The 25841-nt window shown below is 71.8% G+C and carries 27 protein-coding genes; 14 read left to right on the top strand and 13 right to left on the bottom strand.

Going from position 1 to position 25841, the window contains the following annotated elements:
* The first annotated feature begins 24 nt into the window (after window positions 1-24).
* The 8 genes from AC07FJ_RS21340 (at window position 25) to AC07FJ_RS21305 (ending at window position 8474) form a co-directional block, all read left to right on the top strand.
* On the top strand, window positions 25-327 hold the full coding sequence (locus AC07FJ_RS21340; protein ID WP_479050933.1) for a PqqD family protein: 303 nt from the start codon (window positions 25-27) through the stop codon (window positions 325-327).
* Window positions 328-478: 151 nt separating this feature from the next.
* On the top strand, window positions 479-643 hold the full coding sequence (locus AC07FJ_RS21335; RefSeq protein WP_479050932.1) for a hypothetical protein: 165 nt from the start codon (window positions 479-481) through the stop codon (window positions 641-643).
* Between the two features lie 55 nt (window positions 644-698).
* Entirely contained in the window at window positions 699-3227 is a 2529-nt protein-coding gene (locus tag AC07FJ_RS21330) for a B12-binding domain-containing radical SAM protein (protein WP_479050931.1), read from the top strand.
* A complete protein-coding gene (locus tag AC07FJ_RS21325) occupies window positions 3224-4189 on the top strand; it encodes a TylF/MycF/NovP-related O-methyltransferase (protein ID WP_479050930.1) in 966 nt (321 codons plus the stop codon). The genes AC07FJ_RS21330 and AC07FJ_RS21325 overlap by 4 nt, the downstream gene beginning before the upstream one ends.
* Window positions 4189-4815, top strand: coding sequence for an N-acetyltransferase family protein (locus AC07FJ_RS21320; RefSeq protein WP_479050929.1), 627 nt, complete (start codon window positions 4189-4191; stop codon window positions 4813-4815). Before AC07FJ_RS21325 ends, AC07FJ_RS21320 begins: the two co-directional genes overlap by 1 nt.
* 40 nt (window positions 4816-4855) lie before the next feature.
* Window positions 4856-6271: an amidase gene (locus AC07FJ_RS21315; protein ID WP_479050928.1), complete on the top strand. Its 1416-nt coding sequence runs from the start codon at window positions 4856-4858 to the stop codon at window positions 6269-6271.
* A 413-nt stretch (window positions 6272-6684) separates the two neighbouring features.
* On the top strand, window positions 6685-7503 hold the full coding sequence (locus tag AC07FJ_RS21310; protein WP_479050927.1) for a S8 family peptidase: 819 nt from the start codon (window positions 6685-6687) through the stop codon (window positions 7501-7503).
* 23 nt (window positions 7504-7526) lie between these two features.
* Window positions 7527-8474 (top strand): cyanobactin maturation protease PatG family protein, encoded by a 948-nt coding sequence (locus tag AC07FJ_RS21305; RefSeq protein WP_479050926.1) that lies wholly within the window; start codon window positions 7527-7529, stop codon window positions 8472-8474.
* Window positions 8475-9433: 959 nt separating this feature from the next.
* Here the strand turns inward: AC07FJ_RS21305 and AC07FJ_RS21300 are convergent.
* Window positions 9434-9754 carry a C2 domain-containing protein gene (locus AC07FJ_RS21300; protein ID WP_479050925.1) on the bottom strand — a complete coding sequence of 107 codons (321 nt, stop codon included), beginning with the start codon at window positions 9752-9754 and terminating at the stop codon, window positions 9434-9436.
* A 199-nt stretch (window positions 9755-9953) separates the two neighbouring features.
* Between AC07FJ_RS21300 and AC07FJ_RS21295 the strand changes: the two genes are divergently transcribed.
* Window positions 9954-10163 (top strand): hypothetical protein, encoded by a 210-nt coding sequence (locus AC07FJ_RS21295; RefSeq protein WP_479050924.1) that lies wholly within the window; start codon window positions 9954-9956, stop codon window positions 10161-10163.
* Between the two features lie 59 nt (window positions 10164-10222).
* On the opposite strand, the gene AC07FJ_RS21290 is transcribed toward AC07FJ_RS21295, so the two are convergent.
* The 3 genes from AC07FJ_RS21290 to AC07FJ_RS21280 all read right to left on the bottom strand — a co-directional run bounded on the left by AC07FJ_RS21290 (window position 10223) and on the right by AC07FJ_RS21280 (window position 11854).
* Window positions 10223-11278, bottom strand: coding sequence for a lipoate--protein ligase family protein (locus AC07FJ_RS21290; RefSeq protein WP_479050923.1), 1056 nt, complete (start codon window positions 11276-11278; stop codon window positions 10223-10225).
* 100 nt (window positions 11279-11378) lie between these two features.
* Complete coding sequence (locus AC07FJ_RS21285) at window positions 11379-11552, bottom strand: hypothetical protein (protein ID WP_479050922.1); 174 nt, start codon at window positions 11550-11552, stop codon at window positions 11379-11381.
* A 53-nt stretch (window positions 11553-11605) separates the two neighbouring features.
* On the bottom strand, window positions 11606-11854 hold the full coding sequence (locus tag AC07FJ_RS21280; protein WP_479050921.1) for a hypothetical protein: 249 nt from the start codon (window positions 11852-11854) through the stop codon (window positions 11606-11608).
* A 76-nt stretch (window positions 11855-11930) separates the two neighbouring features.
* Here AC07FJ_RS21280 and AC07FJ_RS21275 point away from each other — a divergent pair, with 76 nt between their 5' ends.
* The 4 genes from AC07FJ_RS21275 to AC07FJ_RS21260 all read left to right on the top strand — a co-directional run bounded on the left by AC07FJ_RS21275 (window position 11931) and on the right by AC07FJ_RS21260 (window position 16634).
* Window positions 11931-13700 carry a gamma-glutamyltransferase family protein gene (locus AC07FJ_RS21275; RefSeq protein ID WP_479050920.1) on the top strand — a complete coding sequence of 590 codons (1770 nt, stop codon included), beginning with the start codon at window positions 11931-11933 and terminating at the stop codon, window positions 13698-13700.
* Between the two features lie 114 nt (window positions 13701-13814).
* On the top strand, window positions 13815-14648 hold the full coding sequence (locus AC07FJ_RS21270; protein ID WP_361416048.1) for an inositol monophosphatase family protein: 834 nt from the start codon (window positions 13815-13817) through the stop codon (window positions 14646-14648).
* Between the two features lie 55 nt (window positions 14649-14703).
* The gene (locus AC07FJ_RS21265) at window positions 14704-16125 is read left to right on the top strand and encodes a phytoene desaturase family protein (protein ID WP_479050919.1); all 1422 of its coding nucleotides are present in this window, start codon (window positions 14704-14706) and stop codon (window positions 16123-16125) included.
* A complete protein-coding gene (locus tag AC07FJ_RS21260) occupies window positions 16122-16634 on the top strand; it encodes an O-acetyl-ADP-ribose deacetylase (RefSeq protein WP_479050918.1) in 513 nt (170 codons plus the stop codon). The genes AC07FJ_RS21265 and AC07FJ_RS21260 overlap by 4 nt, the downstream gene beginning before the upstream one ends.
* Before the next feature lie 412 nt (window positions 16635-17046).
* On the opposite strand, the gene AC07FJ_RS21255 is transcribed toward AC07FJ_RS21260, so the two are convergent.
* From AC07FJ_RS21255 to cpt, 4 genes are all read right to left on the bottom strand, one after another.
* Window positions 17047-17721, bottom strand: a complete 675-nt coding sequence (locus tag AC07FJ_RS21255; protein ID WP_479050917.1) for a DUF3618 domain-containing protein — start codon at window positions 17719-17721, stop codon at window positions 17047-17049.
* Window positions 17697-18143 carry a phage holin family protein gene (locus AC07FJ_RS21250; protein WP_479050916.1) on the bottom strand — a complete coding sequence of 149 codons (447 nt, stop codon included), beginning with the start codon at window positions 18141-18143 and terminating at the stop codon, window positions 17697-17699. Before AC07FJ_RS21250 ends, AC07FJ_RS21255 begins: the two co-directional genes overlap by 25 nt.
* Entirely contained in the window at window positions 18140-18901 is a 762-nt protein-coding gene (locus tag AC07FJ_RS21245) for a hypothetical protein (RefSeq protein WP_479050915.1), read from the bottom strand. The genes AC07FJ_RS21250 and AC07FJ_RS21245 overlap by 4 nt, the downstream gene beginning before the upstream one ends.
* A gap of 223 nt (window positions 18902-19124) precedes the next feature.
* Entirely contained in the window at window positions 19125-19655 is a 531-nt protein-coding gene (cpt, locus tag AC07FJ_RS21240; RefSeq protein WP_479051242.1) for a chloramphenicol phosphotransferase CPT, read from the bottom strand.
* Window positions 19656-19718: 63 nt separating this feature from the next.
* On the opposite strand from cpt, the gene AC07FJ_RS21235 reads away from it, so the two are divergent.
* Window positions 19719-20516, top strand: coding sequence for an aminotransferase class IV (locus tag AC07FJ_RS21235; RefSeq protein ID WP_479050914.1), 798 nt, complete (start codon window positions 19719-19721; stop codon window positions 20514-20516).
* Window positions 20517-20555: 39 nt separating this feature from the next.
* Here AC07FJ_RS21235 and AC07FJ_RS21230 read toward each other — a convergent pair whose 3' ends face one another.
* The 5 genes from AC07FJ_RS21230 to AC07FJ_RS21210 all read right to left on the bottom strand — a co-directional run bounded on the left by AC07FJ_RS21230 (window position 20556) and on the right by AC07FJ_RS21210 (window position 25684).
* Window positions 20556-21386, bottom strand: coding sequence for an SCO4651 family lipoprotein (locus AC07FJ_RS21230; protein WP_479050913.1), 831 nt, complete (start codon window positions 21384-21386; stop codon window positions 20556-20558).
* A gap of 102 nt (window positions 21387-21488) precedes the next feature.
* Window positions 21489-22643 carry an oxygenase MpaB family protein gene (locus AC07FJ_RS21225; RefSeq protein ID WP_479050912.1) on the bottom strand — a complete coding sequence of 385 codons (1155 nt, stop codon included), beginning with the start codon at window positions 22641-22643 and terminating at the stop codon, window positions 21489-21491.
* A 127-nt stretch (window positions 22644-22770) separates the two neighbouring features.
* Window positions 22771-23793 (bottom strand): ABC transporter substrate-binding protein, encoded by a 1023-nt coding sequence (locus AC07FJ_RS21220; protein ID WP_479051241.1) that lies wholly within the window; start codon window positions 23791-23793, stop codon window positions 22771-22773.
* Between the two features lie 5 nt (window positions 23794-23798).
* The gene (locus tag AC07FJ_RS21215; RefSeq protein ID WP_479050911.1) at window positions 23799-24590 is read right to left on the bottom strand and encodes an ABC transporter ATP-binding protein; all 792 of its coding nucleotides are present in this window, start codon (window positions 24588-24590) and stop codon (window positions 23799-23801) included.
* Window positions 24590-25684, bottom strand: coding sequence for a FecCD family ABC transporter permease (locus tag AC07FJ_RS21210; RefSeq protein ID WP_479050910.1), 1095 nt, complete (start codon window positions 25682-25684; stop codon window positions 24590-24592). Before AC07FJ_RS21210 ends, AC07FJ_RS21215 begins: the two co-directional genes overlap by 1 nt.
* Window positions 25685-25841: the final 157 nt, after the last annotated feature.

Raw genomic sequence — 25841 nt, 5'->3', positions numbered from 1 at the left:
GTTCCCCACCAGAGCAGGAGAGACATGTCTTTCACCGAAGGACGGTTCACGAAGACCGAGGGAATCCGCGAGCGACCCATGGAGGAGTGGGACTGTCTGCTCGTATTCACTCCGGCCAAGCCGGACCTGCACATTCTGAACACCACGAGCTGGGCCATCATGGAACTCTGCACCGGCCAGGAGTTCGACCAGCTCATCGACGACTACCGGGAATTCAGCGGCTCGCGCGTCGACGCCGAAACCGCCCGCAATCATGTGCGGCGCGTGCTGAGGAACCTGGAGACCAAGGGCATCGTGACGAGGCTCCCCGAGCCCGTCGCCGCGTAACCACCCCCGCATCCCGGACCGCGAGGCGGCGCGCCCGCGCCACGGCGCGTCGGCCACCGCGTCCGGCCCCAGACCACCGGACACGGCCGTGCCCGGTGCCGCGACAGGGGGCACCGCGCCCACCTGCGAGCCCGACGAAAGGAGGAGGAGCATGCCGAAGGAGACGAACAGCGCCCTCGACCGGCTGAAGGCGAAGGTCGACGAGCTCGGTGCGATCGAGGAGCCGGCGGCCGCGGTCATCGAGCCCGAGATCCGCACGCCGGCCCAGTACGCCATGTACACCACGCTGCCGGACGACAGCGAGGACATCGCGTAACGGGGTGCGGCGGCCGACGGCCGTCGCACCCACCCTCCGACCCCGAACGGATGCCATGTCTCAGCCGTTGCAGGTGGGGTCGGCGAAGGACCGGAGCCCGGGGCCTTCCCGGCTCCGGTCCGCACGGGCCGCGCGGCCCGATCAGCCGACCACGCTGCTCGTCAACCCGCCCCTCTGGAACGCCTACGCACCGCACCTGGCGGTTCCCCTGCTGCTCGCGTCGCTGCGGCAGGCCGGGTTTCCCGCACGAGCCCGGGACCTGAGCGCGGACGTACTGGACCGGCTGCTGTCCGGACGAGAGCTCCGTCGACTGGGCGCCCGCATCGGGACCGGGATCGCGGCCTTGACCGAGACCGCGGCCGGAAACGGGACAGGACACGCGGCCGCGGTGCGACAGGCGGAACGTGCCCGGCTCGTCCTGCCCTCCGCGATCCGCGACATCGACGAGGCGAAGTCGGTGCTGCGGGACGTGAAACACCTCGGCGACCACCGCAGAACACAGTGGGCCACCACCACCCTGCGCAACGCCCAGTGGGTCGTCTCCGCGGCCCACCCGGGACTCACCTTCGACCTGGCCGTCAACGAGCAGCGGTACGCCACCAGCTCCACCTCCCAGGTCATGGCCGCCCTCGACGACCGGGTCGGCAACCCCTACCTGGAGGTCCTGGAGGAGGAGCTCGCGGACGAGCTGGCCGACCCGCGGCTCGGTCTCGTCGCCGTCTCGGTCTCCGCGGACACGCAGCTCATCGCGGCCCTCGGCTGCGCGCGCCTGGTACGCAGCCGGCGTCCGGACGTGCGCGTGGTGTTCGGCGGCAACTACGTCTCGCGGCTCGTCAGCCGGTGGACCCGGGCCGACCATCCGTTCCTGGACCTGGTCGACGTGTTCGTCGCCTTCGAGGGAGAAGAGGCGCTGCCCGCCCTCCTCACCGCGCTGTTCGGCGACGGCAGCCTCGACGACGTCCCCGGCGCCGTCTGGCGCGAGGGCGGCACGCTGCGCCGCAACCCCGGGCGGGACGCCGACCTGGCCGCACTGCCGTGCCCCGACTACACCGACTACGACCTCGGCCGCTACTTCGCCCCCGGCCCCCTCCTCCCGCTGCTGGCCTCCCGCAGCTGCGCCTGGAACTGCAGCTTCTGCTCCATCCCCTTCGCGAGCAACCGCTTCCGGATGCGTACGCCGGCCGACGTGGTCGACGACATGGACGAGCTGTACCGCCGCCACGGGGCCACCGCCTTCGTCTTCGTCGACGAGATCATGACGCTCCGGTCGATGCGGGGCGTCGCCGAGGAACTCGTACGCCGCGGCCGTACCTACCACTGGTACGCGGAGACCCGGTTCGCCAACGGCTGGAGCCGGGAACTGGCCGATCTCCTGTACGCGTCGGGGTGCCGGCGCCTGGACTTCGGGCTGGAGAGCTACAACCAGCGGATGCTCGACCGGATGCGCAAGGAGGTGCGGCTGGAGTGGGTCGGCCGCAACCTGGACGCGCTGCTGGGCGCGGGCATCCCCGTCCACCTCTTCACCATCCTCGGCTTTCCCGGGGAGACCCGGGACGAGACCGCGCGCACCGTGGCCTTCGCACGGCGGACCCTGGAGCGGTCCCGCGAGCAGTACGGCATCCCGTACACCACCTGGGGCGCGAGTCCCTTCGTGCTGGACGTCCACTCTCCCGTGGCCCGGAACCCGGCGGAGTACGGCGTGGTACCGGTCGCTCCGCCGCCCGAGCACGATCTGGCCCTGAGCCTCGACTACACGGTCACGTCGGGGGTGAGCGCCGCCGAGGCGGAGTCCACCGCGGCCGAGGTGTTCGGCCGGGAGTCGAGCAGCCCGCGGCAGTGGTTCCACCGGGTGCAGACGCGCGACGTCGAGGAGTTCGTCTTCTTCCGGGCCGTGCACGACGCCGGAATGCCCGTACCCCAGGGGCGCCCGCTGCGGCTGTTCGCCCCGCTCGACGCCGCCGACCGCGTACGCCTGCACCCCGGGCTCCACGCCATCAGGCCGCGTGCCGGCTTCTCCGCCGGAGGACGGCCCGCCGCCCTGGCCGTGTACGACCCCCGCAGCGACGTGGTGGTGACGGTCCCGGGCGGCGGCGGCCGGGACGGCGAAGGCGACGCCGGTCACGGCCGGACACCCGGCGCGCCGACGGGCGCGCCGCTCCTTCCGCTCGGCAGGCCGCTGCGCTACGACGAGCTGTGCGCGCTGATCGCCCGCGCCGCCGGCTGCGACCCCGAGGCCGCGCGCCTCGCCGCCGACGCCCTGATCCGTCACGGCATGGCCGAACCCGCCACGCCCTTCCCCGAGCTGCGTACGCCCGCGGACGCCCCCGACGAGGCGCTGCTGCTCCCCGAACCCGAGGTCCTCGCGGAAGCGGACAGCCTGCACAGCGTGCCCACCGGAAAGTCCCTGCGCCTCAACGCCGACGCCGCCCGCGTCTGGACGGTCCTGGCCGACGGCGGGCTGGAGGCCGGGGTGCTGCGCGCCGCGGCCCGGAGCGAACGCGCCCGTACGGCCGTCGACGGCCTCGTCCGTGACCTCGTCGGTTTCGGATTCGCCTACTACCTACTCGCCCCGGAGCGCCCGTGACCACCGTGCCCCCCACCACCTTCCCCTTCGACCTGATGCTGGAGACGGACTTCCCGGGCGAACTGGGCCGCCTGGTACGCGAAGTCGGCCCCTGGTCCCTGCAACCGCCGTACCCCTGGGCCAGCTGGTGCTACGCCCGGCTCCTCGACGGCCGCCTGCGCGACGTGCCGGGCGACTACGCGGAACTCGGCGTCGGCCTGGGCGGTACGTCGCTGCTGCTCGGCCTGATCGCCCGCGAGCAGGGGCGGCAGGTGTTCAGCTACGACAGCTTCGAGGGGCTGCCCGCCCCGCACGGGGAGTTCGACAACGACTACTTCCGGGACGGCTTCTACCGCGCCGCTCCCGAGCGCGGCGACCTGCTGACGCGGTTCCGCAAGGCCATCGACCACTTCGGCCTCGCCGACACCGTGCACCCGGTGCCCGGCTTCTTCTCGGACACCGTGGCCGGCGGCGGGCGCCAGGCGCCGAGCGGCCCCCTGGCGTTCGTCCACCTCGACTCCGACCTGTACGACTCGGTCACACAGTCCCTGGAGGCCGTCTACGACCTGGTGCCCGAGGGCGGCGCCCTGGTGGTCGACGACTTCTTCCACCCGGCGCAGGGCCCCGCCCGCGCCCTGTCGGACTTCTGCAACCGCCGCAAGCTGGCTCCCGTGCTGCACGTGACCTTCCCCTACAGCGTGCTGATGTTCAAGGGCGAGGAGCCCGGCCCCGCCGACCGCCGCGCGATCGACGGCAACTACTACCGGCTCGACCTCGTCCGCCAGGACGAGGTGCTGCGCGCGGCCCTGGCCCGGGGGAGCGACACCACCGAGCGCGCGGCCCGCTCGCGTGCGCTGCTGCGGGAGCTGCTGGACGCGCCGCAGGCCGCGTACGCCGACATCTACGCGTACTGGAGGTGCCTGGAGTACTTCTGGCAGCGCATCGACTACCGCCCCGCGGACCAGGAGGTCTGGGAGATCTGATGGACGACGGCAACGCAACGGCCGAGGGCGCAGGCCCCCGCATCGTCGAGCTGGACGTCGACGCGGACGCCGTCCACGAGCAGCTCCGGGGCCTGCTGGCCGTACGCCTCTCCGCCCCCGACCGCCTGGTGCGGACGGAGGGCGTGCGGGGCGAGGCCGGACACTACGACCTGGACATGCTGGAACGGGACGTCTGGATGGTCTCCCTCGACCCGAACCGGCACCTGTTGCTCGCCCTGGACGAGGCGGGAGCCGTCCTCGGTTACGCCGACTACGTGGATGCCCACCCGCGGGACGGAGCGCCGTACCTGGGCGCCGTCGAGGTCGCCGCGGAGAGGCGGCGGGCGGGCGTGGGCCGCGCCCTGGTTCGGGCGGTGACCGGCCGTCTCCCCGCCTCCGCCCCGGCCCTCCGCGCCACCGTGGTGCCCTCCCGCGACCCGGTGGGCTTCCTCGCCGCCCTCGGCTTCCGGCCGGGCACGCCCGCCGGGCCCGCCGGCTACGACGCGTCCCCCGACTACGACGCGTCCGCCGCCTCCAGCGCCTCCGCCGGGTCCGGTGTGCCGGAGGCGTCCGCCGCGCCCGGCGCGTCGCAGATGTGGGAACTTCGCCCTCCTCGGCTCGACTGACTCCCTGACAGCCTTACTTACCGTCCAGTAAGCTCCGGCCATGTCCACCCCCGCCATAGCCGGACTCGCCGACTCCGTACGCGCCTTGACGGAGGGTCAGGTCACCTCCGCCGCCCTCGTCCAGGCCTCCCTCGACCGGATCGAGGCCACCCGCTCCACGGTGAACGCCTTCCGCCTCGTGCGCGACGCCGAAGCCGTCCTCGCGGAGGCCGCGGAGGCCGACCGCCGGCTCGCGGCGGGGGAGCGGGCCCCGCTGCTGGGCGTACCGGTCGCCGTCAAGGACGACACCGACGTCGCCGGGCTGCCCACCGCCTTCGGCTGCCGCGGCGACCTCCCGGCCGCGAGTGCCGACGGGGAGGCCGTCCGGCGGCTGCGCGCCGCGGGCGCCGTCATCGTCGGCAAGACCAACACCTGCGAGCTGGGCCAGTGGGCCTTCACCGAGGGCCCCGCCTTCGGCGCCACCCGCAACCCCTGGCACACCGGCCACACGCCCGGCGGCTCGTCCGGCGGCTCGGCGGCCGCCGTCGCCGCCGGGCTGGTCCCCGCGGCGCTCGGCTCCGACGGCGCCGGGTCCATCCGCATACCCGCCGCCTGGACGCACCTGGTCGGCATCAAACCGCAGCGCGGACGCGTCTCCGTGCACCCGTACAACGACTGCTTCGAGGGCCTGACGGTGAACGGACCCCTCGCCCGCACGGTCGCCGACGCCGCGCTGCTCCTCGACGCCGTCTCGGGCGCGCACCCCTCCGAGCGCCACCACCCGGCGCCCGTCGACGCCTCCGCCGCCGCGCGCCGCGAACCCGGCCGGCTGCGCATCGCACTCGCGTGGCGCTCCGCGTTCACCGCCACCCGCAACCCCCTGCACCCCGACATACGCCGCGCCGTGACCGACCTCGCCGAGGCCCTCGCCCGCCTCGGCCACACCGTCGAGGAGGCCCGCCCCCGCTACGGCCTCATCGGGCTGAGCTTCCTGCCGCGCGCCACCGCGGGCATCGCCGCGTACGCCGACCGGCACCCGGACCCGGCGCTGCTGGACCCGCGCACCCGCGGCACCGCCCGCACCGGCCACCGCCTCGGCGGCCGCGCCCTGCGCACCGCCCGGGAACGCGAGGTCCGCCAGCACCGCCGCATCGGGGCCCTGTTCGCCACGTACGACGTGCTCCTGACCCCCACCACCGCCGCACCGCCGCCCGCCGTCGGCGCCTTCGACGACCTGTCGGCCTGGCGCACCGACCTCACCATGGCGGCGGCCTGCCCGTACGCCTGGCCCTGGAACGTCCTCGGCTGGCCCGGCGTGAACGTCCCCGCCGGCTTCACCACGACCGGCCTGCCGGTCGGCGCGCAGCTCCTCGGCCCGGCCGGCAGCGAGGAACGCCTCATCTCCCTGGCGGCGCAATTGGAGGCGGACCGGGGCTGGCACCTCCTCCGCCCGGGGGACACGCCCCAGGCGGACTAGCGACCCGGGCACGACCTCCCACCACCTGGAAATGGGCCCCTACACGGGGCCGGCGGCTCTGGACGCACGGAAGTCGCTTGTGTGTGAATCCACGGGGAGATACCGGCCCTGGTCGATTCATCTTCTTCGTCCTCATCGCCACCGCGAGGTGATCCCTCGTCGAATTCCTCTGTCCCCGATGACGACCCTGCGCCAAGTGACTCTCACGAACGCCGCGGAATCCGCCTCTCACGGGCACGAAGCAAAGGGGTCTGCATTCCGCTGCGCGCCACGGCTCCGGGCGCGCAGGCCCGGCGCCGGCGGGGTAATCTGGACATACGCAGGGGGGCGAATCGGTCGGTGGTGGGGCTGTGATTTCTGATGCTGACGCGCCTCTCAGACTCCCCCCTTCCCTGGTTTCTCTCGCTCCCCTCATGGCGAGAAGCACAGGTGCGGCGGCTCTACGGGTAGGTCTCGCGGATGGGCCGGTGATCGTCGGCCATCCAGGGCTTTCCGGCGCAAAGATCGAATGGTTCTGTCGACGAGATGTGGCAGAACTCGGTGCGGATGATGTCTCCGCTCTTCATGCCACCTCCGCCGCAGGTGTCCTCGTGGCTGGGCGCAGGTCGGGTGCTGTGGGCATCTGTCCCGGAGTCACGCTTGTCACCCGCTCCGTCTTCCCTTCTTCGGCAGCGCGTTCTGCCGGTACCGCCCCATGGAGAGAACTGGCCGACGCCCTGGTGAAGCTCGCGGACGCCGGTGCACGGATCGTGAACATGAGCCTTTCGTCGGCAACGGGTGTGTCCAAGGGGCACCGTGCCGTGCAGGACGCGCTCGACTACGTGGCTGCTCGTGGTGTGATCGTGGTGGCCGCCACCGGCAATGAGGGCGCGATCGACGGCACGGTCGTCACCCGCCACCGGTCGGTCCTTCCGGTCGTCGCCTACAACCGGCTGGGTCGGCCCTGGCGGATGTCCAATATCGGCCGGTCCATCGGCCGGCGAGGCGTCGGCGTTGTGGCTGACGGCTTGACAAGCCTGGGCGCCCACGGAGGTCTCCGGCCGTTCGGCGGGACGAGCGCGGCTGCGGCCGTCGTGACCGGTGCTTTGGCTCTCATCATGTCCGAGCTGCCGAAGACCACGCCCGAGGAACTGATCTCCGCGATCACAGGAGCCCCGTTGCGCCGCACATCGGTCGTGCCGCCCCTGATGAACGCCTGGCGTGTTTTCGAGTCCTTGGGGTCACCGCATTGATCAAGGAAGGAGACGCCGAGCTCATGGAAGAACCCACGGTATCCACTTCGGAATCGAGCCTCGCTGCGCCCGGTCCACCGGGCGAGCGTGCGACGCGCAGCGAGACGATTCCCTCCGTCCAGGTACCACATGACAAGTCGCCCTGTTCATGCGGTGGTTGCGGTCATACCGCCCCTGCGGCCGGCCGCTCTTCCGAGCCGTATTCTCCGTTTGTCTATGCGGTGGGCCGGCTTGAGCCACGCATGCCCAGCCTCGGGACGGAGAAAGAGTTCGCCCAGGCGACCGGCCGCGCCGAGACGGCCAACCTGACGGACAGGCAGGCCCTGCACGCCGTTCTCTCGGACCCTCGGAGTCGCTATCTTGCCAAGCAACTGTGCTACGTGCTGGTGATCCAGGGAATCGACACCTACATCCTGCGTCCGCGTGATCCCGCGGACTACGCCGTCCTCGTGGACGCGATCGGCGCGTCACCGCAGGCGAGCGATCTCCACGTGGTGATCGGCCTGCGCGGCCCCCTTGCCCCGCCCGAGTTGTGCAACGGTCTCATGCTTCCCCTGGTCGCGTTCGACCACATGTACGCCTTCGACACGGACTCACTCATCGCCGGTCTGCCCAAACCGGACGACATCGACGAGGAGCCGTTCCGCTCGGCCGCTCGGGAGCTCTTCGAACGAATGATGCAGATCACCGACAACGCTGGCTCGTCCGACGAGCACCGTGCCCTCAACTACTGCGCCGTGCGTTACGCGCAGATCTACGCCAATACCGCTCATGCCTTCGCGTCGGGGCGTGCCCTCACGGCCATCGAGACGCGGCCGTCGCGGCTCAGCGGCAGCAGGAGCATTCAAGACGTGGTGTTCTCCTACACCAATCGAACGACCGACGTGACAGAGAAGTACTTCGTCCGCGTCGATGTGACAGAAGCGTTCCCCTTCCTCGTGACCAAGTTGTCCCCGTACTACGACCGGTGACCGGCAGGAAGGAGGTCGGTGGCATGCCAGCCCCGACCGCTACGGCGGAGGCCTCGCTGTACTGTACGAGCCGCGCGTACCGGTCAGCCCCCGGCCGGATGCGTTCCGACGCGAACGTCGCTCTGGCAGACAGTTGCTACGACGACTGTATGCGTGATTGCCGGGAATCCGGTTGGGAGACCTACGAATGCGAGCCGGTTTGCCGACAGGACTGCGTGCCCGGATACGACCCTTGCGTGGGAGAACAGGTCTGTCTTTTCGGCCCGCAGCGCCGTTGCTGCCCATACAGTCACACCTGCTGCAACGGGTATGAGTACCCGTCGCTGCGCCAGATCATCAGCTGCTGTCCGCCCGGGCACGAATGCTGTAATGGCAAGTGCTGTCCACCTGGTCAGGAATGCTGCGACAAGGTGTGCTACGCACCGGGCCAACAGGTCGTGTGTACGACGGACGGGATTTGTCCCGAGGACCGTATCTGCGGCGAACGGTGTTGTCTGCCCGGGGAGAAATGCATAGGCGGCAAGTGCTGCAGGCCTGGCCCCCTGTGCGGTGGCGGCCAGTGCTGCGAGGGAGAGCAGTGCACGTCGACCGGTTGCTGCCCTCAGGAGCGGTACACATCGACGCTGGGCTGCTGCCCCCCGGGCCGGGTCGCGTGCAGGGTACGTGTGTGGCCCGAGTCGGGACCGGACTCCGACCCCGAGCCGCGAATCGAGGAGCAATGCTGCCCGCCGGGCTATTCGTGCGCATCCGAGGCCTGTTGCCCGCCCGGTGAGTGCTGTGAGAACAACACGCCCTGCCCGTCGGGAAAGCACTGCGACAAGGGTAAATGCTGTGCGCAGGGACAGAAGGCGAAATTCGACCCCCACACAGGAATGCTGAGCTGCGTCTGAGTGTAACGCCTGATTGCAAGTCGACTCCGGATGGATTCCCGTCCGGAGCCGACCAGGCGCTTCGGTCAGTCACTTCGTGACCTCGTAGTAGATGTCATAATTCGAGCCGTCGCCGGTCAGGGTCTGCGCGTGCTCTCCCGTTCCTGCCAGGCTTTCGTGGACCCAGAAGCTGCCGATGAGATCGTCCGGGGAGACCGAGTCGTAATCCCGTACGACGACCTTCGCCTTGTTGGTGAATTCGACCGACTCGTTAATCTCCTCGGAGTCATCCGAGTCGAACTCATGGGTGCCATACACCTGCACGCCGTCGACCTTGATGTACACGTCGTCAGAGCCGGGGCCGCTGGTCGTTTCATGACATTGCAGCGTGTTGATCGTCAAAGTTGCCATCTCTGCGCCTTTCACGTGTGCCGAAGGTCCCACTTAATGCTCCCTCCGTGGCGCGACGGATGCAACAGGCCCTGATTCCACGCTAAACGAACCCTTCATCATTTGACGGTTGAATGAGCTCTGGTTGTCGCGGCACACATTTACAGGCGGTAATGTGGAGAAGCGACGAGAAGGAGAACATGCACGCGGAGGTGGAGCAGTGACTGATGGCGAAACTGGTCGACGTGACGCGGCGCATAAGCCGTTGCGGGTTCGGCTGCCCGCTTTCATAGACGACGAGATCGGGCTGGGCGACGCGGTCAAGAAGGTCACCTATCGCGCGAGGATGCAACCCTGCGGCGGCTGTGAACAGCGCGCCGCAACACTGAACCGCTGGGTCGTGTTCTCCGGCAGGAAACGGTCACGCTGAGGCCGAAAGGCTGGTGAGGACACGTTCGATCAGCTGATCAGCCGACGATGAGACACCTTCTAAGGCACGCGTGCCGTCCACTCGGGGGAGGAGAACTTCGTCTCCGCCAGCTCCCTCGCCCGCGCCATCTCCTCGGCCGTCACCGCGCCGTCCGTCAGGCCGTACCGCTCGCGGAACGAACCGATCATCCGCTGGATGACCGTGGCGCGCGGCAGGCCCGTCTGACGGCGCAGCGGGTCCACGCGCTTCTTCGCGCTCGTCGTGCCCTTGTCCGAGAGCTTCTCGCGGCCGACGCGGAGCACCTCCGTCATCTTCTCCGCGTCGATGTCGTACGACATCGTCACGTGGTGCAGCACCGCGCCCTCCCCGCCGACGATCCGCTTCTGCGCCGCGCCCGCGATCTTGCCCGCCTCGGTGGCGATGTCGTTGAGGGGCTGGTACCAGGCCTTGATGCCCATGTCGCCGAGCGCGCCCAGCACCCAGTCGTCGAGGTAGGCGTAGCTGTCCGTGAAGGAAAGCCCCTTGACCAGGGCCTCGGGGACGGAGAGCGAGTACGTGATGGTGTTGCCCGGCTCGATGAACATCGCGCCGCCGCCGCTGATCCGGCGGACCACCGTGATGCCGTGCCGCTCGGCTGCCTCGGCGTCGACCTCGTTGCGCAGCGACTGGAAGCTGCCGATCACCACGGCGGGCGCGCCCCACTCCCACACGCGCAGCGTCGGCGGCCGGCGCCCGGCCGCGACCTCGGCCGTCAGCACCTCGTCCAGGGCCATGTGCAGCGCGGGGGACTGCGGCGCGTCGTGGACCAGCCGCCAGTCGTAGTCGGTCCAGTCCGTGGCGTGCGCGAGGGCCCGCCGTACGGCGACGCCGATGCCCTCGCTGGTCAGCCCGAACATCTCCGTCCCGGGCGGGAGCGCCGCGTCGATGCGCGCCGCCAGCCCCGAGGCGTCGGTGTCGGCGGGGGCGCCCTCCAGGGCCCGGTCGATGGCGTCCAACGCGTCGTCGGGCTCCAGGAAGAAGTCCCCGGCGACCCGCACCCGCCGCAGGACGCCGCCCTCGGCGTCCAGGTCGACCGTGATCAGCTTGCCGCCGGGGACCTTGTACTCACCGTGCACCGCGCGCCCTTCCTGTCGGGGCTCCCACGGTATCGGGGCCCGCCGACATCAAGGCCCGTGCTCCACGCCGGCTGTCAAGGCCGGTGCTCCACGTCGGCCATCAGGGCCTGTCCTCCTCCTCGCCGGACTTCTCGGTCTTGCGGCCTCTCTCGGTGCCGCTCTGCCGTCCGGTGCGGGTGCCCTTCCGCTCCTCCTCCGGGTGGACGTCGTTCTCGCCGGTCACCCGCTCCAGCGGTGACTTGTTCCGGTCTTCCTGCCGTCCGCGTTCGCCCATGACGTCATTCCTTCCTGTTCGCCGGAGTCGACGGGTTCCCCGCCCGGCGCCCGTCACGCACCCAGCTCCCCGGCCATGGTCCGCAGGGTCGCCGCCAGCTCCCGCACCTGGTGGTCGGAGGGCGACGGCGTGCCGATCCGGTCCACCAGGTCGCCGCGCGTCAGGAGCACGGCCGCTCCCTCGTACCGCGCGGAGGCGAGCCGGTCCGGGCGGACCACATGCGCCCGTCCCTCCATCAGGACGAGCGCGGCCCCGTCGTCGGGCAGCGCGAGCAGCTCGCGTACATGGCTCTCGTCGATCATGCGGCCCGAGTACCCGATCCGTACGGCCCCGATCCGCCTCGGCGCAGACTCACTCGAAAGCGCGTACGCTCCGGCCATGTTCACCACCCGGCCCACCCTCCAGGGCACCTTCGGCATGGTGTCCTCCACCCACTGGCTCGCCTCCCAGACCGCGATGGCCGTCCTGGAGGACGGCGGCAACGCCTTCGACGCCGCCGTCGCCGCCGGGTTCGTCCTCCACGTCGTGGAGCCGCACATGAACGGCCCGGCCGGAGAGGTGCCCGTCATCCTGGCGCCCGCCGGCGGGGACGTACGGGTCCTGTGCGGGCAGGGCCCGGCCCCCGCCGGTGCCACTCTCGCGCACTACCGGTCCCTCGGACTCGACCTCGTCCCCGGCACCGGACCGCTCGCCGCCGCCGTACCGGGGGCCTTCGACGCATGGATGCTGCTGCTCCGGGACCACGGCACCGCGTCCCTCGCCCAGGTCCTGCGGTACGCCATCGCGTACGCCGAGGACGGGCACGTGCCCGTGGCGGCGATCGGCGAGACCGTCGAGACCGTACGGGGGCTGTTCGAGACCGAGTGGACCTCCTCCGCCGAGGTGTACCTCGTGGACGGAGAATCCCCCGCCCCCGGCTCCCTCTTCCGGAATCCGGCTCTCGCGCGTACCTGGCGCCGGCTGATCGAGGAGGCGACGGCGGCCGCCGGGGACGACCGGGTCGCGCAGATCGAGGAGGCCCGGCGCGTCTGGCGCACCGGCTTCATCGCGGAGGCGTTGGTACGGCAGGCCGCCCGCCCCACCATGGACACCAGCGGCACCCGCCACACCGGTACCCTCGCCGCCGGGGACCTGGCCGGATGGTCGGCGGCGTACGAGGACCCGGTCACGTACGACTGGAACGGCTGGACCCTGTGCAAAGCGGGTGGCTGGAGCCAGGGACCCGTCCTCCTCCAGCAGCTCGCCCTCCTGCCGGACCCGCTGCCCCCGTACGGCTCCGCCGACTACGTCCACCTGCTGGTCGAGGTCTGCAAGCTCGCCATGGCGGACCGCGAGGCCTGGTACGGCGACGCCGCCGACGTCCCGCTCGACGCCCTGCTGTCCCGCGCGTACAACGCTGAGCGGCGCGCGCTCATCGGCGACAAGGCGTCGTACGAGCTGCTCCCGGGCCGCCCCGGCGGGCGTACGCCGCGGCTCAGCGACCACGCGGCCCGGGCGGGCGCCGCCGCTCCGGCCGCCCTGGGGGCCGGTGAGCCGACCGTCACGGTGGACGGCGCCACGCGCGGCGACACCTGCCACCTCGACGTCGTGGACCGCTGGGGCAACATGGTGGCCGCCACGCCGAGCGGCGGCTGGCTCCAGTCCAACCCGGTCGTGCCCGAACTGGGCTTCCCGCTCGGCACCAGGCTCCAGATGGCCTGGCTGGATCCCGGTCTGCCCAACTCGCTGACGCCCGGCCGCCGCCCGCGCACCACGCTCACGCCGTCGCTGGCGCTGCGGGACGGGGTGCCGGTGATGGCGTTCGGCACACCGGGCGGCGACCAGCAGGACCAGTGGCAGCTGCACTTCTGGCTCGCCGTCACCCACGGCGGCCTCGGCCTCCAGGCCGCCATCGACGCGCCGAACTGGCACAACGACGCCTTCCCCAGCTCCTTCTTCCCGCGTGCCATGCGGCCGGGCGCGGTCACCGTCGAGTCCCGCATGGACCCGGCGGTGGTCGAGGAGCTGCGGCGCCGGGGCCACGAGGTGACGGTCGGCGGGCCCTGGACCGAGGGGCGGCTGTGCGCGGTCGCGCGCGATCCGCGCACCGGGATCCTCTCGGCGGCGGCGAACCCGCGCGGCATGCAGGGGTACGCGGTCGGCCGCTGACGGACCAGGCTGCCGACGGAACCGGCCGCTGACGGAACCGGCCGCTGACGGAACCGGCCGCGCGTTCTCGGGGTTCGGTCGCCCGTTGTCAGTGGTCCGTGATTGGCTGGACACATGATCGATGAGCTTCTCGAGGGATCCGGTTCTCTGTCCTCGCGGGTCGAAGAGGCGGTGCGCGCGGCGGCGGCCGCCGAGATCATGCCGCGCTGGCGGCAGCTCGCCACGCACGAGATCCTCGAGAAGAGCGGCCCGCACGATCTGGTGACCATCGCCGACCGGGCCGCCGAGACCCATCTGACGGCCGCGCTCACCGCGCTGCTGCCGGGCTCGGTGGTGGTCGGCGAGGAGGCGGTCCACGCCGACCCGGAGGTGTACGAAGCGCTGCGCGGCGACGCGCCCGTGTGGATCGTCGATCCGGTCGACGGGACCCGGCAGTTCGTGCGCGGCGAGCCCGGTTTCTGCACGCTCGTCGCGCTCGCACGCCACGGCGAGCTGCTGGCGGGCTGGACCTACGCCCCGGTGGCGGAGGAGATGGCCGTCGCGGTGCGCGGGCACGGCGCCCGGCTGAACGGCATCCCGATACGGTCCGGCTCGCCGGTGCCCGGGGAGGTGCTCCGGGTGGCGACCTCCCACCCCGACTACACCACCCCGGAGCAGAAGGCCGCCCTGCTGGGCCTCGCCACCGAAGGCGTCCACCCCCGGCCGTGCGGCTCCGCCGGCCTGGCGTACCTGGACATCGCCCGGGGCGTGACCGACGCGCTCGCGTTCACCTGGGAGTACGCCTGGGACCACGCGCCGGGCCTGCTGCTGGTGGAAGAGGCGGGCGGCACGCACATCACCGCGTCCGGCGAGCCCTTCCGCATCACCGGCGGCAACGCCCTGCCCTTCACGGCGGCCCGTGACCGGGCCACCGCCGCTCGTGTCCGCGACCTGCTGACCCGTCAGTAGGACCCGGGACCTATCCTGAAGCCCTTGGCCATCGGCTGACGAAGGAGTCCGAAAGGTGCCGTCGATGCTGGATGCCGTCGTCGTGGGGGCGGGGCCCAACGGGCTGACCGCCGCCGCCGAGCTGGCCCGGCGCGGGTTCTCCGTGGCCGTGTTCGAGGCCCTCGACACCGTCGGCGGCGGTGCCAGGACCGAGGAGCTCACGCTGCCCGGCTTCCGGCACGACCCGTGCTCCGCCGTCCACCCGCTGGGCGTCGGCTCACCGGCGTTCCAGGCCCTGCCGCTCGACCGGTACGGCCTGGAGTGGCTGCACGCCGAACTGCCCATGGCGCACCCCTTCGACGACGGGACGGCGGCCGTGCTGTCCCGGTCCGTCTCGGAGACGGCGGCCTCGTTCGGGCCGCGGGACGCGGGCACGTACCGGCGGCTCGTCGCGCCGTACATCGGCAAGTGGGACACCCTCGCCCGCGACTTCATGTCCCTGCCGCTCACCGCGCTCCCGCGCGACCCGGTCACCCTCGCCCGGTTCGGCGTCGACGGCCTGCCGCCGTCCACCTGGCTGATGCGCCGCTTCCGCGACGACCGGGCCCGGGCGCTGTTCGCCGGGCTCGTCGCCCATGTCATCGCCCCGCTGAACGGGCTCGCCACCAGCGCGATCGGTCTCGTCTTCGCACTCGCCGCGCACGCGGGCGGCTGGCCGCTGCCGCGCGGCGGCTCGCAGTCCATCTCCGACGCTCTGTCCGCGTACGTACAGGACCTCGGCGGTACGGTCCACACCGGTTACGAGGTCAAGCGCCTCGACGACCTGCCGCCGGCCCGCGCGTACGTCTTCGACACCTCCCCGACGGCCCTGGCGCGTATCGCCGGTCTGGGCCGGTTCTACGACCACTACCGCTACGGCGCCTCCGTCTTCAAGATCGACTACGCTCTGGACGGCCCCGTCCCCTGGACCGCGGAGGCGCCCCGCCGCGCCGGCACCGTCCAAGTCGGCCCCAGCAGCCGGGAGATCGGCACCGCGCTCACCCAGGCCGCCGGCGGCACGGCGCCCCGCACGCCGTTCCTGATCACCGCCCAGCCCAGCCTCGTGGACCCCTCCCGCGCGCCCGAGGGCAAGCACGTCTTCTGGGCGTACGGCCATGTCCCGCACGCCTGGCGCGGCGACCTCACCGACGCCGTCGAGCGCCAGATCGAGCGCTTCGCCCCCGGCTTCCGCGACCTCGTCCTCGCCCGCGCCACCGCCGGCCCGCCCGAACTCGCCGCCCGCAACGCCAACTACGTCGGCGGCGACATCGCCTGCGGCGCCGCCAGCGGCCTCCAGCTCCTGCTGCGCCCGCGCCTCTCCCTCTTCCCGTACAACACGCCGCACCCCGCGGTGTTCCTCTGCTCGTCCGCGACCCCGCCGGGCCCGGGCGTCCACGGCATGTCGGGCCACAACGCCGCGAAGGCGGTCTGGCGCCATCTGCGAAAGGCCCGGTCGTGAGGATCACCCTGGTCCACGGAGACCTCACCGAGCAGCATGCCGAGGCCCTGGTCAACGCCGCCAACTCCTCCCTCCTCGGCGGCGGCGGCGTCGACGGCGCGATCCACCGCAAGGGCGGCCCCGAGATCCTCGCCGAGTGCCGCCGCCTCCGCGCCTCCCACTACGGCCGCGGCCTCGCCACCGGCCACGCCGTCGCCACCACCGCCGGCCGCCTCCACGCCCGCTGGGTGATCCACACGGTGGGCCCGGTCCACTCGACGGAGGAGGACCGCTCCCCTCTCCTGGCCTCCTGCTACCGCGAGTCCCTCCGCGTGGCCGACGAACTGGGCGCGCGCACCGTCGCGTTCCCCGCCATCTCGACCGGCGTCTACCGCTGGCCGATGGACGACGCGGCGCGCATCGCGGTGGAAACGGTGCGGTCGACGCAGACGGCGGTGGAGGAGGTCCGCTTCGTCCTCTTCGACGAACGGGCGTACGCGGCGTTCGCCGAGTGGGTCGGTAGCTTCTGACACGGAGGGATGCATTACCGGGTCGACGAGCGAAGCGAGAAGGTGCCCGACGGCGCAGGTGGTCTGGTCGAGACCGCGGTCACTTCCCCCTGTGGATGGACCCGGTCGCCCACGGCGGAACTCCGAACCGCGCCCTTCAGTATGCCGAGACTCTCGTCGCCGGCTGGACCGAGCGCTATCCGGCCGGCTTCCCGCCGATCGTCATCAATCTCACGGATGGAGAGTCGACCGACGGTGACCTCACCGCGGCCGCCGAAGCCATCAGGTCTCCTTGTCCGTGGGGTAAGCCCGTGCTCGCGCGACACGGATGGCCACCCCTGTCCCCGCCCGGCATACGTCGACGAGCAGCCCCGAGCGCGCGCGGTCCCGGCGCGCGCCCGGGGGCGCAGTGGTCGTCGGCGTCGGTCCCCGGTCAGCGTTGTGTCCGGTCGCGTACCTCGGCGACGGTGTCCTGGCCCGTCCGGCGGAGGCCTTGGGCGGTCTCCTGGCCGGCGGACCGGGTTTGCTCCTTTGTGGTGTCCACCGCTTCCTGAGCTGTGGATTTGACCGACTCGACCGCCTCGGCGGCCGGTTCGCGCAGCTCTTCCTTCACCTGCTGTACGGCTTGGGCGGCTTGCTGCTTCACCGGCTCGATCAGCTCGTCCGAGTGCTCGCGCAGCTGCTGTCCGGCGCGTTCCTCGGCCTCCGTGGTCGGCAGCAGCGCGGCGGTGAGCATCCCGGCACCGAAAGCGATCAGCCCGGCCGCCAGCGGACTCCCCTGTGTCTGCTGTTTGGCCCGCTCCGGCGCCTGCTGCAGCGCGTCACCGACCTGGCTCGTGGCGTCCTGGGCCGTCTGGGCCACGCTGCCGGCGGTGTGTCCTGCCGTGTCGGCCATGCCCTGTGCGGATTGCCTCATGCCGCCGACGGCGTCTCGGGTGCTCCCCATCACGCGCTCCTTCACTCCGGTCAGCCGGTGACGTGCCGCGCCGGCCTTTCGCCGCGCCACTCGTCCCGGGGTCACCTTGTTCGCCAGCAGGTCGACATTGCGGGCCAAGTGGGCGCGCCGGTATTCCACGTCGCTCCTCAGCTCCTCGGGTGTCGCGCCCATCGGGCATCCTCCTTCAGCGATTCCACGGTCTGTTCGGGCTTGAGGTTGACCGTGCGCAGGCGCTTGCGGCCGGTGGAGTACAGCACCGCGCCGACCACGGCCCACACGGCCGTGACGATGAGGGCCGCCCAGGCGATGTCCATGACGTTGGCCAGAGCGAAGATCACGGTGAAGCTGCCCAGCAGCAACACCAGATGACCGGCATACCCGGCCCCGCCGAGCATGCCCATGGCCTTGCCCGCCTTGGCCGACTCCTCCTTGATCTCCGCTTTGGCCAGTTCGATCTCGTCGCGTACCAACTGCGACAGGTCCGCGCTGATGTCACCGATCAGATCGCCGATCGACGTGTCCTCGGCCCTCGCGGGCGGCGTGGAGGGCGGCCGCGTCCGGACCCTGTCGTACTCCGACACCCGTGCTGTCACAGCCGGCCCCCTTCGCCCGAGGCCGGGGGCTGGGTGGGCGGTGCCGTGGGTGTCGCGGGGGCTGGAGGTGGCGGCACCGGTGAAGTGGTGGAGGTGCCGACAGGGGGAGTGGGCGGTACGGGAGGCGGAGGCGGAGCTGCGGGCATACCGGACGGGGCGACCGGTGCCGCGCCGGATGACGCCTCCAGACCCGCGCGTCCCGCGGGCCGGGGCTGCTGGGCCCGGGCGCCGCCTCCACCGCTGCCGGATCCGTTCGAGCCGGCGGCGCTGACGCCCTTGCCGGCGCGCGCCACGACGAAGCCGGCCAGAGCCGCCCCCGCCAGGAAGACACCCGGGCGACGCCGCGCGAAGTCCTGCAGGTCACTGACGAGGCCATCGGGTCCACGCCGCTCCAGGCGGGAGGCGACCTGGTTCCCACCGTCAGCCACCTGCCGCACCATGCCCGCGACGCCGGAGTCCGGCTTGCCGTTCTCGCTCATCTCGCGCAGCTCGTCCGACAGCCGACGCACATTCTCCGCCAGCCGCCGGGTCTGCTCCTGAGCCTGTCCCTGGAGTTGCTCCCGCAGGTTCCCCACCAGGTCACGAGCCTGGTGCGTAGCCTCCTGAGCCACCCCCGCGGCCTGCTCCCTGGCGGTGCCGGCCACCTCGGCGGCCTTGTCACCCACCATCCCGGCGCCCTCCACCGCCTTGCTCTGCGCCGTTCGCGCCACCGCTCCAGGTGTGCCCTGGTCGCGGCCCGGCCCTTCGAAGTCGCTCATGGATCCTCCTGATCGAAGGAAAACGTTCCGTCTGCCACCCCCGCGTACCCCCATCGCGGCCGGTCACCATCGCATCGCGGCATCAACCGGAAATTTCCGGCGCAGCACGGGCTAGGCCAGCGCGTCATCGACAGGACGCCCCGGTCCGGCGTTCGCGATCATCCAGCTGGGGCGGGCCTGGCCGGTGCGGGCCCTCGGCGCCGCCGGCCACCCGGGCCGCCGATCACCGCACCCGCGCGGCGATGGTGCGCGCGCACTCCAGCGCCTCCGCGTGCGTGGTGTCCACCTCCAGGTCGTAGGCCACACCCCGGTGGACCAGCTCCGCCTGGGCCTGGGCCATCCCGACGACCCGGTCGCCCCGGGCGATCTCGCGGCCGGCCGCCACCGCGGCGTCGCACTTGACGCCGACCCACAGCACGTCCAGTCCGTCCAGGGCCTTCCGCCAGCGCTCCTGTGAGGAGGTGCCGCCGAGGAAGACCTCGTCGACGATGACCCGGGCTCCCGCGCGGGCCATCGCCGCGACGCCCTCGATCCACGCCGCTTCCAGCGTCCGGAACTCCGGGCCGACGATCACCTCTCCGTCCGGGCTGAACTCGATGCCGTCCTCGGACGTCCGCAGGGACGCCGGCATGGCGTCCACCAGCGTGTCCGTCCCGAGCGCCAGCCATGGCTGCGGCAGGACCGCCTGGAGACACCGGATGATGCCGGACTTGCCCGAGCTCGAACCACCGTTGAGAACGATCACCTGAGTCATCACCGCGCCACAGTAGCCCTCTCGCGAACCCCACCGCCGGGCCGTCCTGACATGCTGGGCGGCATGGCCACACTCGACGGACAGCCCGTGACCCCCGACGATCTGCTGCCCCTCGCGCTGACCAACCTCGGTCACTTCACCACCATGCGCGTCGGCGCCGACCGCCGCATCCGAGGTCTGTCCCTGCACATGGAGCGCCTCGTACGGGACTGCGAGACCGTGTTCGGCGTGGAGCTGGACACCCAGCGCGTCCGGGCGCACGTCCGGGAGGCCCTCGGCGGGCCGGACGGGTCGGAGGGGCCTTGCGTCGTGCGCGTCACCGTCTACGACCCCACCGTCGACGTGGCCCGCCCCGAGGACGCCGACCACCCCCGCGTGCTCGTCACGCTGCGCCCCGCCGGGGCGGTGACCCCGCCGCCGCTGCGCGCCAAGACCGTGCCGTACGAGCGCGACCTGCCCGAGGTCAAGCACACCGGGCTCTTCGGCACCCTGTACGCCCGCAGGGCCGCGCGCCGGCAGGGTTTCGACGACGCCCTGTTCTTCGGGGCGGACGGCCGGGTGTCCGAGGGCGGCACCTGGAACGTCGGCTTCATCACCGACGACGGCGTGGTGTGGCCGGAGGCCCCCGCGCTGCCCGGCGTCACCATGGCCCTGCTCCGGCAGCACGTCGACCACCGGGTCGCCCCGGTCACCGTCGCCCAGGCGAAGGCGGCGCGGGCCGCGTTCGCCACCAACGCCTTCATCGGCGTACGCGCCCTGTCGGCCATCGACGACATCCCCCTGGCCGTCGAGCACCCGCTCCTGAACACCCTGCGCGAGGCGTATGAGTCGATTCCGGGCGAGGAGCTGTCAGGAGCCTGAGCGGCCCACCCGCGTGCGGGCCGCTCCACGCCGACGGCGTCAGCCCTGAGGCTGGTTCTCGCGCACTTCGTCACTCAGGTCGGCCGTGTCGGAGGCCGGGGGAGCGGTCACCGCCTTGGTGGCGCCGAACTTCAGGAAGTCCGCCTCGACCTTGAGGTTTCCGACCTCCTGGACGAGCCGGACCGGCAGGTCCGCGTCGTCCACCCAGACGTCGACGGTGATGGTGTCGACCGGCCCGGTCGCGGAGTTCATCAGGCTCTTCTTCTCCTCCGGGGAGAAGACCCCCTTGTTCGCCATGTCGTCGACGTCGATCGTCGCGCGATAGTGCTGGGTCTTCTTCCCGCGGATCGTCTGCTCGCCGAGGTCCTCGGTGTCCTTCGACAGGCCGATGTAGCGCAATCCGGCCGTCGGGTCGGCGTTCTTCTCGACGGCGCGCGCGCCGTCCTCACCGAGGACGGCGGCGACGTCGATACGCATCCAATGCTTGCCCCTGAGCGGGCCGTTGGGCTGCGGGTCGACGTGGTAGTAGTAGGCCCCGTCGACCAGCAGTGCGCGCAGCTGGGGGTCGTCCTGGACCTCCTGCATGTTGGCCGCCGCCGTGTCCATCATGACGTCGTACGCGGCGCCCTTGCCCCACGAGTAGGTGCCCGTCATCGTGATGGGCCCGGTGCCCGGGTCGGTCTTGAAGACGACCTCGGCCGAACCGAGCTTCTGCGTGCGGTCCGTGGCCCGGGCCAGCGCCGCGGCGATCGTGTCCGCCTGCTCCACCACCTTGGCGGTGTCCCGCGCGACCTGCGTCCCGCACCCGGCCGTGGCGGTGAGCGCGACGGCGGCCACCCCTACGGAAGTGGCCGCGCGTATGCGTCTCATCGGCCCCATGATGTCCACCCCTCGTACGTCCTTTTCGTTCACGCGTTTGCGTCACCTGGACTGTAAGGGGTGCCACTGACATCGCCAGGGGAGCCCGGGTGCTCAGCGGTTGTCGTCCAGCTCCTGGTGCATCTGCGGCTGGTCGTCCTGGTCGTGGGTCACGGCGTAGCGCATCATCTCCCGGTAGGCGCCGGAGGCGATGCCGAGGATGTCCTTGTACGGGTTGACGCCCGTCGCCTTCTCGGCGGCGCCGCCGAACAGGCCCCCGCCCACCTTGCCGGCCAGGCCGTGGCCGGTGGCGATCGGCTTGGCGGCGAGGTCCAGGACGCCCTTGGGGAGGCCGGCCATGTCGGCGTACTTGTCGGTGAGGGCGGTACGGACCATGGCGATGAAGGCGTCGTGGGACGGGCCGGGCAGGAACTTCTTGTAGTACTTGACGGCCTGAGCCGTCATGTAGACGCCGTCGTCGGTCTTCTTCCACTCGTTGTCGCGTTCTTTGGTCCACAGGCGGTCGACCTCGTCGGCGTCCTTGGGCAGGAGCCACTTCTCGGGGGTGCCGAGGTAGTGGTTGACGTAGTGCCAGGCGCACACGAAGCCGTGGGCGTCGTCCTTGGAGACGTCGATGCCGAGGTTCCGCATGGCCTGCAGGACCTGCACGCTGAAGACGCAGGCCGCGCCGGTGGTGTACTTCTGCGAGACCGGCTCGCCGTGGGTGGCGTAGTCCCACTTTCCGCTCTTCTTGTGCAGCTGGCGCACGGAGGCGTGGACCAGGCGGACCTTGGTGACGTTCGCGGCGAGCTTCCCGCTGGTCATCGCGTCCGGTTCGTCCATGTCGATGAACAGGCGCGAGGACTGCGACAGGCGCCGGCCCGGGCCTTCGACGCCGCCGAGGCGGCCGGTGGAGCGCAGCGTGAAGGCGCCGGTCGGGGAGAGGTAGGTGCCGATCAGGCCCACGGTGCCCTGCAGCATGGACACCTCGCCCTTGTGGCGGCTGAAGAACTTCTGCGCGGCCTTGACGTCCGCCGGGCTCCAGCCCGGCGGCTCGACCGCGGCCTTGTCCAGGAACTCGGCCAGCCGCGGGGGCAGGTGAGGGTTGTCCTGGCCGGGCCTGATGGTGCCGATCGTGCGGAACAGGGCGTTGACCCCGTCGATCTCCTGCTTGTCGATCAGGTCGGAGACGAGGGCGTCGGCCTCGGGGTCTCCGGCCTTGCTCGCGGCCTCAAGCTCCTGGGTGACGTACTGCGCGGACAAGGGCACAGCGGCTCTCCTTCACTCGGAAGACGGTGGGCGGGGATGCGCTCGTGATCTTGCCGGGAGGGAGGTACGCCTTCCATTACCCGATGGGGTTGCCCGGAGGTGCGCCGGGCGCACCCAGGGGGCGCGCTCAGCCGCGTGGCGGCACCGTCCGCAGGTAGGCGGCGAGTGCGGCGATGGCGGCCGGGTTGCGCGGGCTTTCCACCAGGTCGGCGTAGTCCAGTGTGAAGATCCGCCGGTGCTTCACCGCGGACACCTGCGCCAGCGGCGGGTAGGACAGCAGGAACGCCTTCTTCTGCTCGGCGGTGGTGTCCCCGTAGTCGTTGACGACGATGACGTCGGGGTTCCGCTCCACGACGCTCTCCCAGCCGACCGCCGTCCAGGAGTCGTCGAGGTCCGCCAAGACGTGGTCGCCGCCGGCCAGCGTGATGATGTCGTGCGGCGCGGCGAAGCGGCCCGAGGTGAAGGGCTTGTCCTGGCCGCTGTCGTAGAGGAACACCGTGGGCCGGTCGGCGCCCTTCGGGGCCTTGGCCCGTACGTCGGCGACCTGCGCGCGGAAGTCCGCGATCAGCCGCGCCGCCCGGTCCTCGACGCCGAAGAGCTTCCCGAGGTTGGTCAGGTCGGTGTACAGCGCTTCGAGCGGCGGCATGATGCCCCGGGCCTTGCCGCGGCCGTTGCGGCAGGACTCGGTGAGGACGTACGAATCGATGCCCAGGCCGCGCAGGGTGTCGGGGGTGAGGCCCTTGTCCTCGCCGAAGCCGTAGTTCCAGCCGGCGAAGACCATGTCGGCGCGGGCGTCGAGGACGAGCTCCTTGGTGATCTCGTTCTTGGACAGCCACTTCGCCTTGTCGTAGCCGGACTTCCACGGGATGCCGGACACGTCGCCCTTGTCGTCCGGCATCACGAAACCGGCCATGCGGTCCTCCAGACCGAGCGCGAACATGATCTCGGTGATGCCGACGTCGTTGGTGACCACCCGTTCGGGCCGCTTGGCGAAGGTCACCTTCCGTCCGCAGTTCTCGAGGGTGACGGCGGTGGAGCGGCCGTCGTCCCGGGCGGCGGAGGACGACGACACCTCGGCGCCGCACCCGGAGAGGGTGAGGAGCAGGGCGAGGGCGGCGGCCGTGGCGGCGGCCGGGCGGGAGTGCGTCATGTGCGTCACGGGCGGTGTTCCTGTCCCTGGTCGTGGAGACGGTCGAAGAGGAGCTGTACGGCACCGGTCCGGGGGTGCCGTACGGGGTGGGCGCTGACGCCGAACACATCGGCCAGCAGCTCGGGGGTGAGGACGTCGTGCGGGGCGCCCGAGGCGACGATGCGGCCCCGCGCGATCACGTACAGCACGTCGCAGTGGAGGGCCGCGAGGTTCAGGTCGTGCAGCGCGGCCAGCACCGTCGGACCGGCCTGGCGCACCAGCGCGAGGACGTCCAACTGGTGGGCGATGTCCAGGTGGTTGGTCGGCTCGTCGAGGACGAGCACCCGCGGCTGCTGGGCGAGCGCCCGGGCGATCAGGACGCGCTGCCGCTCGCCGCCGGAGAGGGAGAGGAAGCCGCGCTCCGCGAGGTGCGCGGCGCCGACCCGGGCGAGCGCGTCCGCGCAGACGGCGCGCTCGTCGGAGGGGCCGCCGGCGCCGCGCCGCTGGTGCGGCAGCCGGCCCATCGCGACGACCTCCGCGACGGTGAAGTCGAACTCCGCCGACGACTCCTGCGGCAGCGCCGCCAGCCGGCGGGCGCCCTCCCGCGCGCCCAGGGCGTGCAGGTCGTCGCCGGCCAGCAGGACCCGCCCGGCCGCCGGGCGCAGCGCCCGGTACACACAGCGCAGCAGGGTCGACTTGCCGCTGCCGTTCGGCCCGACCAGGCCCACGACCTGGCCCTCGGCCGCGGTGAGCGTGATGTCGTGGACGAGCCGGGCGCCCGCGACCGTGACGGACAGGCCCTCGATGTCGAGACGCATCAGCGGCCCCCGAAGGCGTAGCCGCGACGGCCGCGCATCAGCAGCAGGAAGCACGGCACGCCCACCACCGCGGTGATCACGCCCACCGGCAGCTCGGCCGGGGCGAGCAAAAGACGCGCGAGGACGTCCACCCACACCAGCAGCACCGCGCCCACCAGCGGCGCCACCGCCAGTACCCGCCGGTGCCCGGCGCCCACCACCATCCGTACGAGGTGGGGCACCATCAGGCCGACGAACCCGATGGCCCCGCTGACGGCCACCACCGCTCCGGTGACGGCGGCCGTGACCACGAACAGCTCCCGGCGCAGCCGCCCCGGGTGCACGCCCAGGGTGGCCGCCGTCTCGTCGCCCATGGCCAGCGCGTCGAGCCGCCGTGCCGAGACGGCGAGGTACGCGGTGCCGCCGAGCACGGCCGCGGCGGCGAACGGCAGCGACCCCCAGGTCGCGCCGCCGAGGCTGCCCAGCAGCCACATCATCACCGACCGGGCCGCCTCGCCGCGCTCCGCGTTGAACACCATGAGGGTGGTGACCGCCGAGAAGCCGTAGCTCATCGCGCTGCCGGTCAGCACCAGCCGCAGCGGCGTCAGCCCGTGCGCGGTGCGCGCGGCCGCGTAGACGAGGACCATCGCGACGAGCGCCGAGGCGAACGCCGAGACCGACAGCGCCCACACGCCCAGCGCGGACAGCGCGCCGAGCAGGATGACGGCGTTGGCGCCGACCGCCGCGCCGGAGGAGATGCCCAGGACGAACGGGTCGGCCAGCGCGTTGCGCACCATGGCCTGCACGGCGACGCCGGTCACCGCGAGCCCGGCCCCGACGACCGCCGCCAGCACGGTCCGCGGGAGCCGGATCTCCCACACGATGGTGTACGCGGAGACCTCGTCGGGCCGGATCGTGGAGCCGGTCAGCCCGGCCCGCAGGAAGTGCGCCACCTGCCCCCACGTCAGACCCGACGCCCCCAGCCCCACCCCGCACACCAGGGAGCACAGCAGGACGGCGCCGAGTACGACGGTCAGGGGCAGCAGGGGGATCCGGCGCGGGGGAGCGGGTCCGGCCGCCTGCACGGCCGGGGTGGCGGTCGTCACCGTGGTCAAGGGTGGTTGGTCCTCACGCGTCGGGCGCCGTGTCCGTACGCGTACGAGGAAAGGCCCGCACTCCGCCGGTGGGGGCGGGGTCCGCGCGCATCCCCTCTCGCAGTCCACGGCGAGTGGTCGGGAAGCCGAGCCGTCCCCCGGGTGATCGGGCTCACGC

Source organism: Streptomyces sp. NPDC045998 (assembly GCF_056430285.1).
Note: the sequence above shows the minus strand (reverse complement) of the source record. Positions and strands in the feature narration are given on the sequence as shown.

Excerpts from the sequence above, each read along its gene's own strand:
- AC07FJ_RS21245 (WP_479050915.1), bottom strand. The coding sequence starts at position 18,901 with ATGAGCGACTTCGAAGGGCCGGGCCGCGACCAGGGCACACCTGGAGCG.
- AC07FJ_RS21230 (WP_479050913.1), bottom strand. The coding sequence starts at position 21,386 with ATGAGACGCATACGCGCGGCCACTTCCGTAGGGGTGGCCGCCGTCGCG.
- AC07FJ_RS21305 (WP_479050926.1), top strand. The coding sequence starts at position 7,527 with ATGGAAGAACCCACGGTATCCACTTCGGAATCGAGCCTCGCTGCGCCC.
- AC07FJ_RS21335 (WP_479050932.1), top strand. The coding sequence starts at position 479 with ATGCCGAAGGAGACGAACAGCGCCCTCGACCGGCTGAAGGCGAAGGTC.
- AC07FJ_RS21235 (WP_479050914.1), top strand. The coding sequence starts at position 19,719 with ATGGCCACACTCGACGGACAGCCCGTGACCCCCGACGATCTGCTGCCC.
- AC07FJ_RS21215 (WP_479050911.1), bottom strand. The coding sequence starts at position 24,590 with ATGCGTCTCGACATCGAGGGCCTGTCCGTCACGGTCGCGGGCGCCCGG.
- AC07FJ_RS21340 (WP_479050933.1), top strand. The coding sequence starts at position 25 with ATGTCTTTCACCGAAGGACGGTTCACGAAGACCGAGGGAATCCGCGAG.
- AC07FJ_RS21285 (WP_479050922.1), bottom strand. The coding sequence starts at position 11,552 with ATGGGCGAACGCGGACGGCAGGAAGACCGGAACAAGTCACCGCTGGAG.
- AC07FJ_RS21220 (WP_479051241.1), bottom strand. The coding sequence starts at position 23,793 with ATGACGCACTCCCGCCCGGCCGCCGCCACGGCCGCCGCCCTCGCCCTG.
- AC07FJ_RS21315 (WP_479050928.1), top strand. The coding sequence starts at position 4,856 with ATGTCCACCCCCGCCATAGCCGGACTCGCCGACTCCGTACGCGCCTTG.
- AC07FJ_RS21330 (WP_479050931.1), top strand. The coding sequence starts at position 699 with ATGTCTCAGCCGTTGCAGGTGGGGTCGGCGAAGGACCGGAGCCCGGGG.
- cpt (WP_479051242.1), bottom strand. The coding sequence starts at position 19,655 with ATGACTCAGGTGATCGTTCTCAACGGTGGTTCGAGCTCGGGCAAGTCC.
- AC07FJ_RS21300 (WP_479050925.1), bottom strand. The coding sequence starts at position 9,754 with ATGGCAACTTTGACGATCAACACGCTGCAATGTCATGAAACGACCAGC.
- AC07FJ_RS21255 (WP_479050917.1), bottom strand. The coding sequence starts at position 17,721 with ATGGGCGCGACACCCGAGGAGCTGAGGAGCGACGTGGAATACCGGCGC.
- AC07FJ_RS21275 (WP_479050920.1), top strand. The coding sequence starts at position 11,931 with ATGTTCACCACCCGGCCCACCCTCCAGGGCACCTTCGGCATGGTGTCC.
- AC07FJ_RS21310 (WP_479050927.1), top strand. The coding sequence starts at position 6,685 with ATGGCGAGAAGCACAGGTGCGGCGGCTCTACGGGTAGGTCTCGCGGAT.
- AC07FJ_RS21270 (WP_361416048.1), top strand. The coding sequence starts at position 13,815 with ATGATCGATGAGCTTCTCGAGGGATCCGGTTCTCTGTCCTCGCGGGTC.
- AC07FJ_RS21320 (WP_479050929.1), top strand. The coding sequence starts at position 4,189 with ATGGACGACGGCAACGCAACGGCCGAGGGCGCAGGCCCCCGCATCGTC.
- AC07FJ_RS21280 (WP_479050921.1), bottom strand. The coding sequence starts at position 11,854 with ATGATCGACGAGAGCCATGTACGCGAGCTGCTCGCGCTGCCCGACGAC.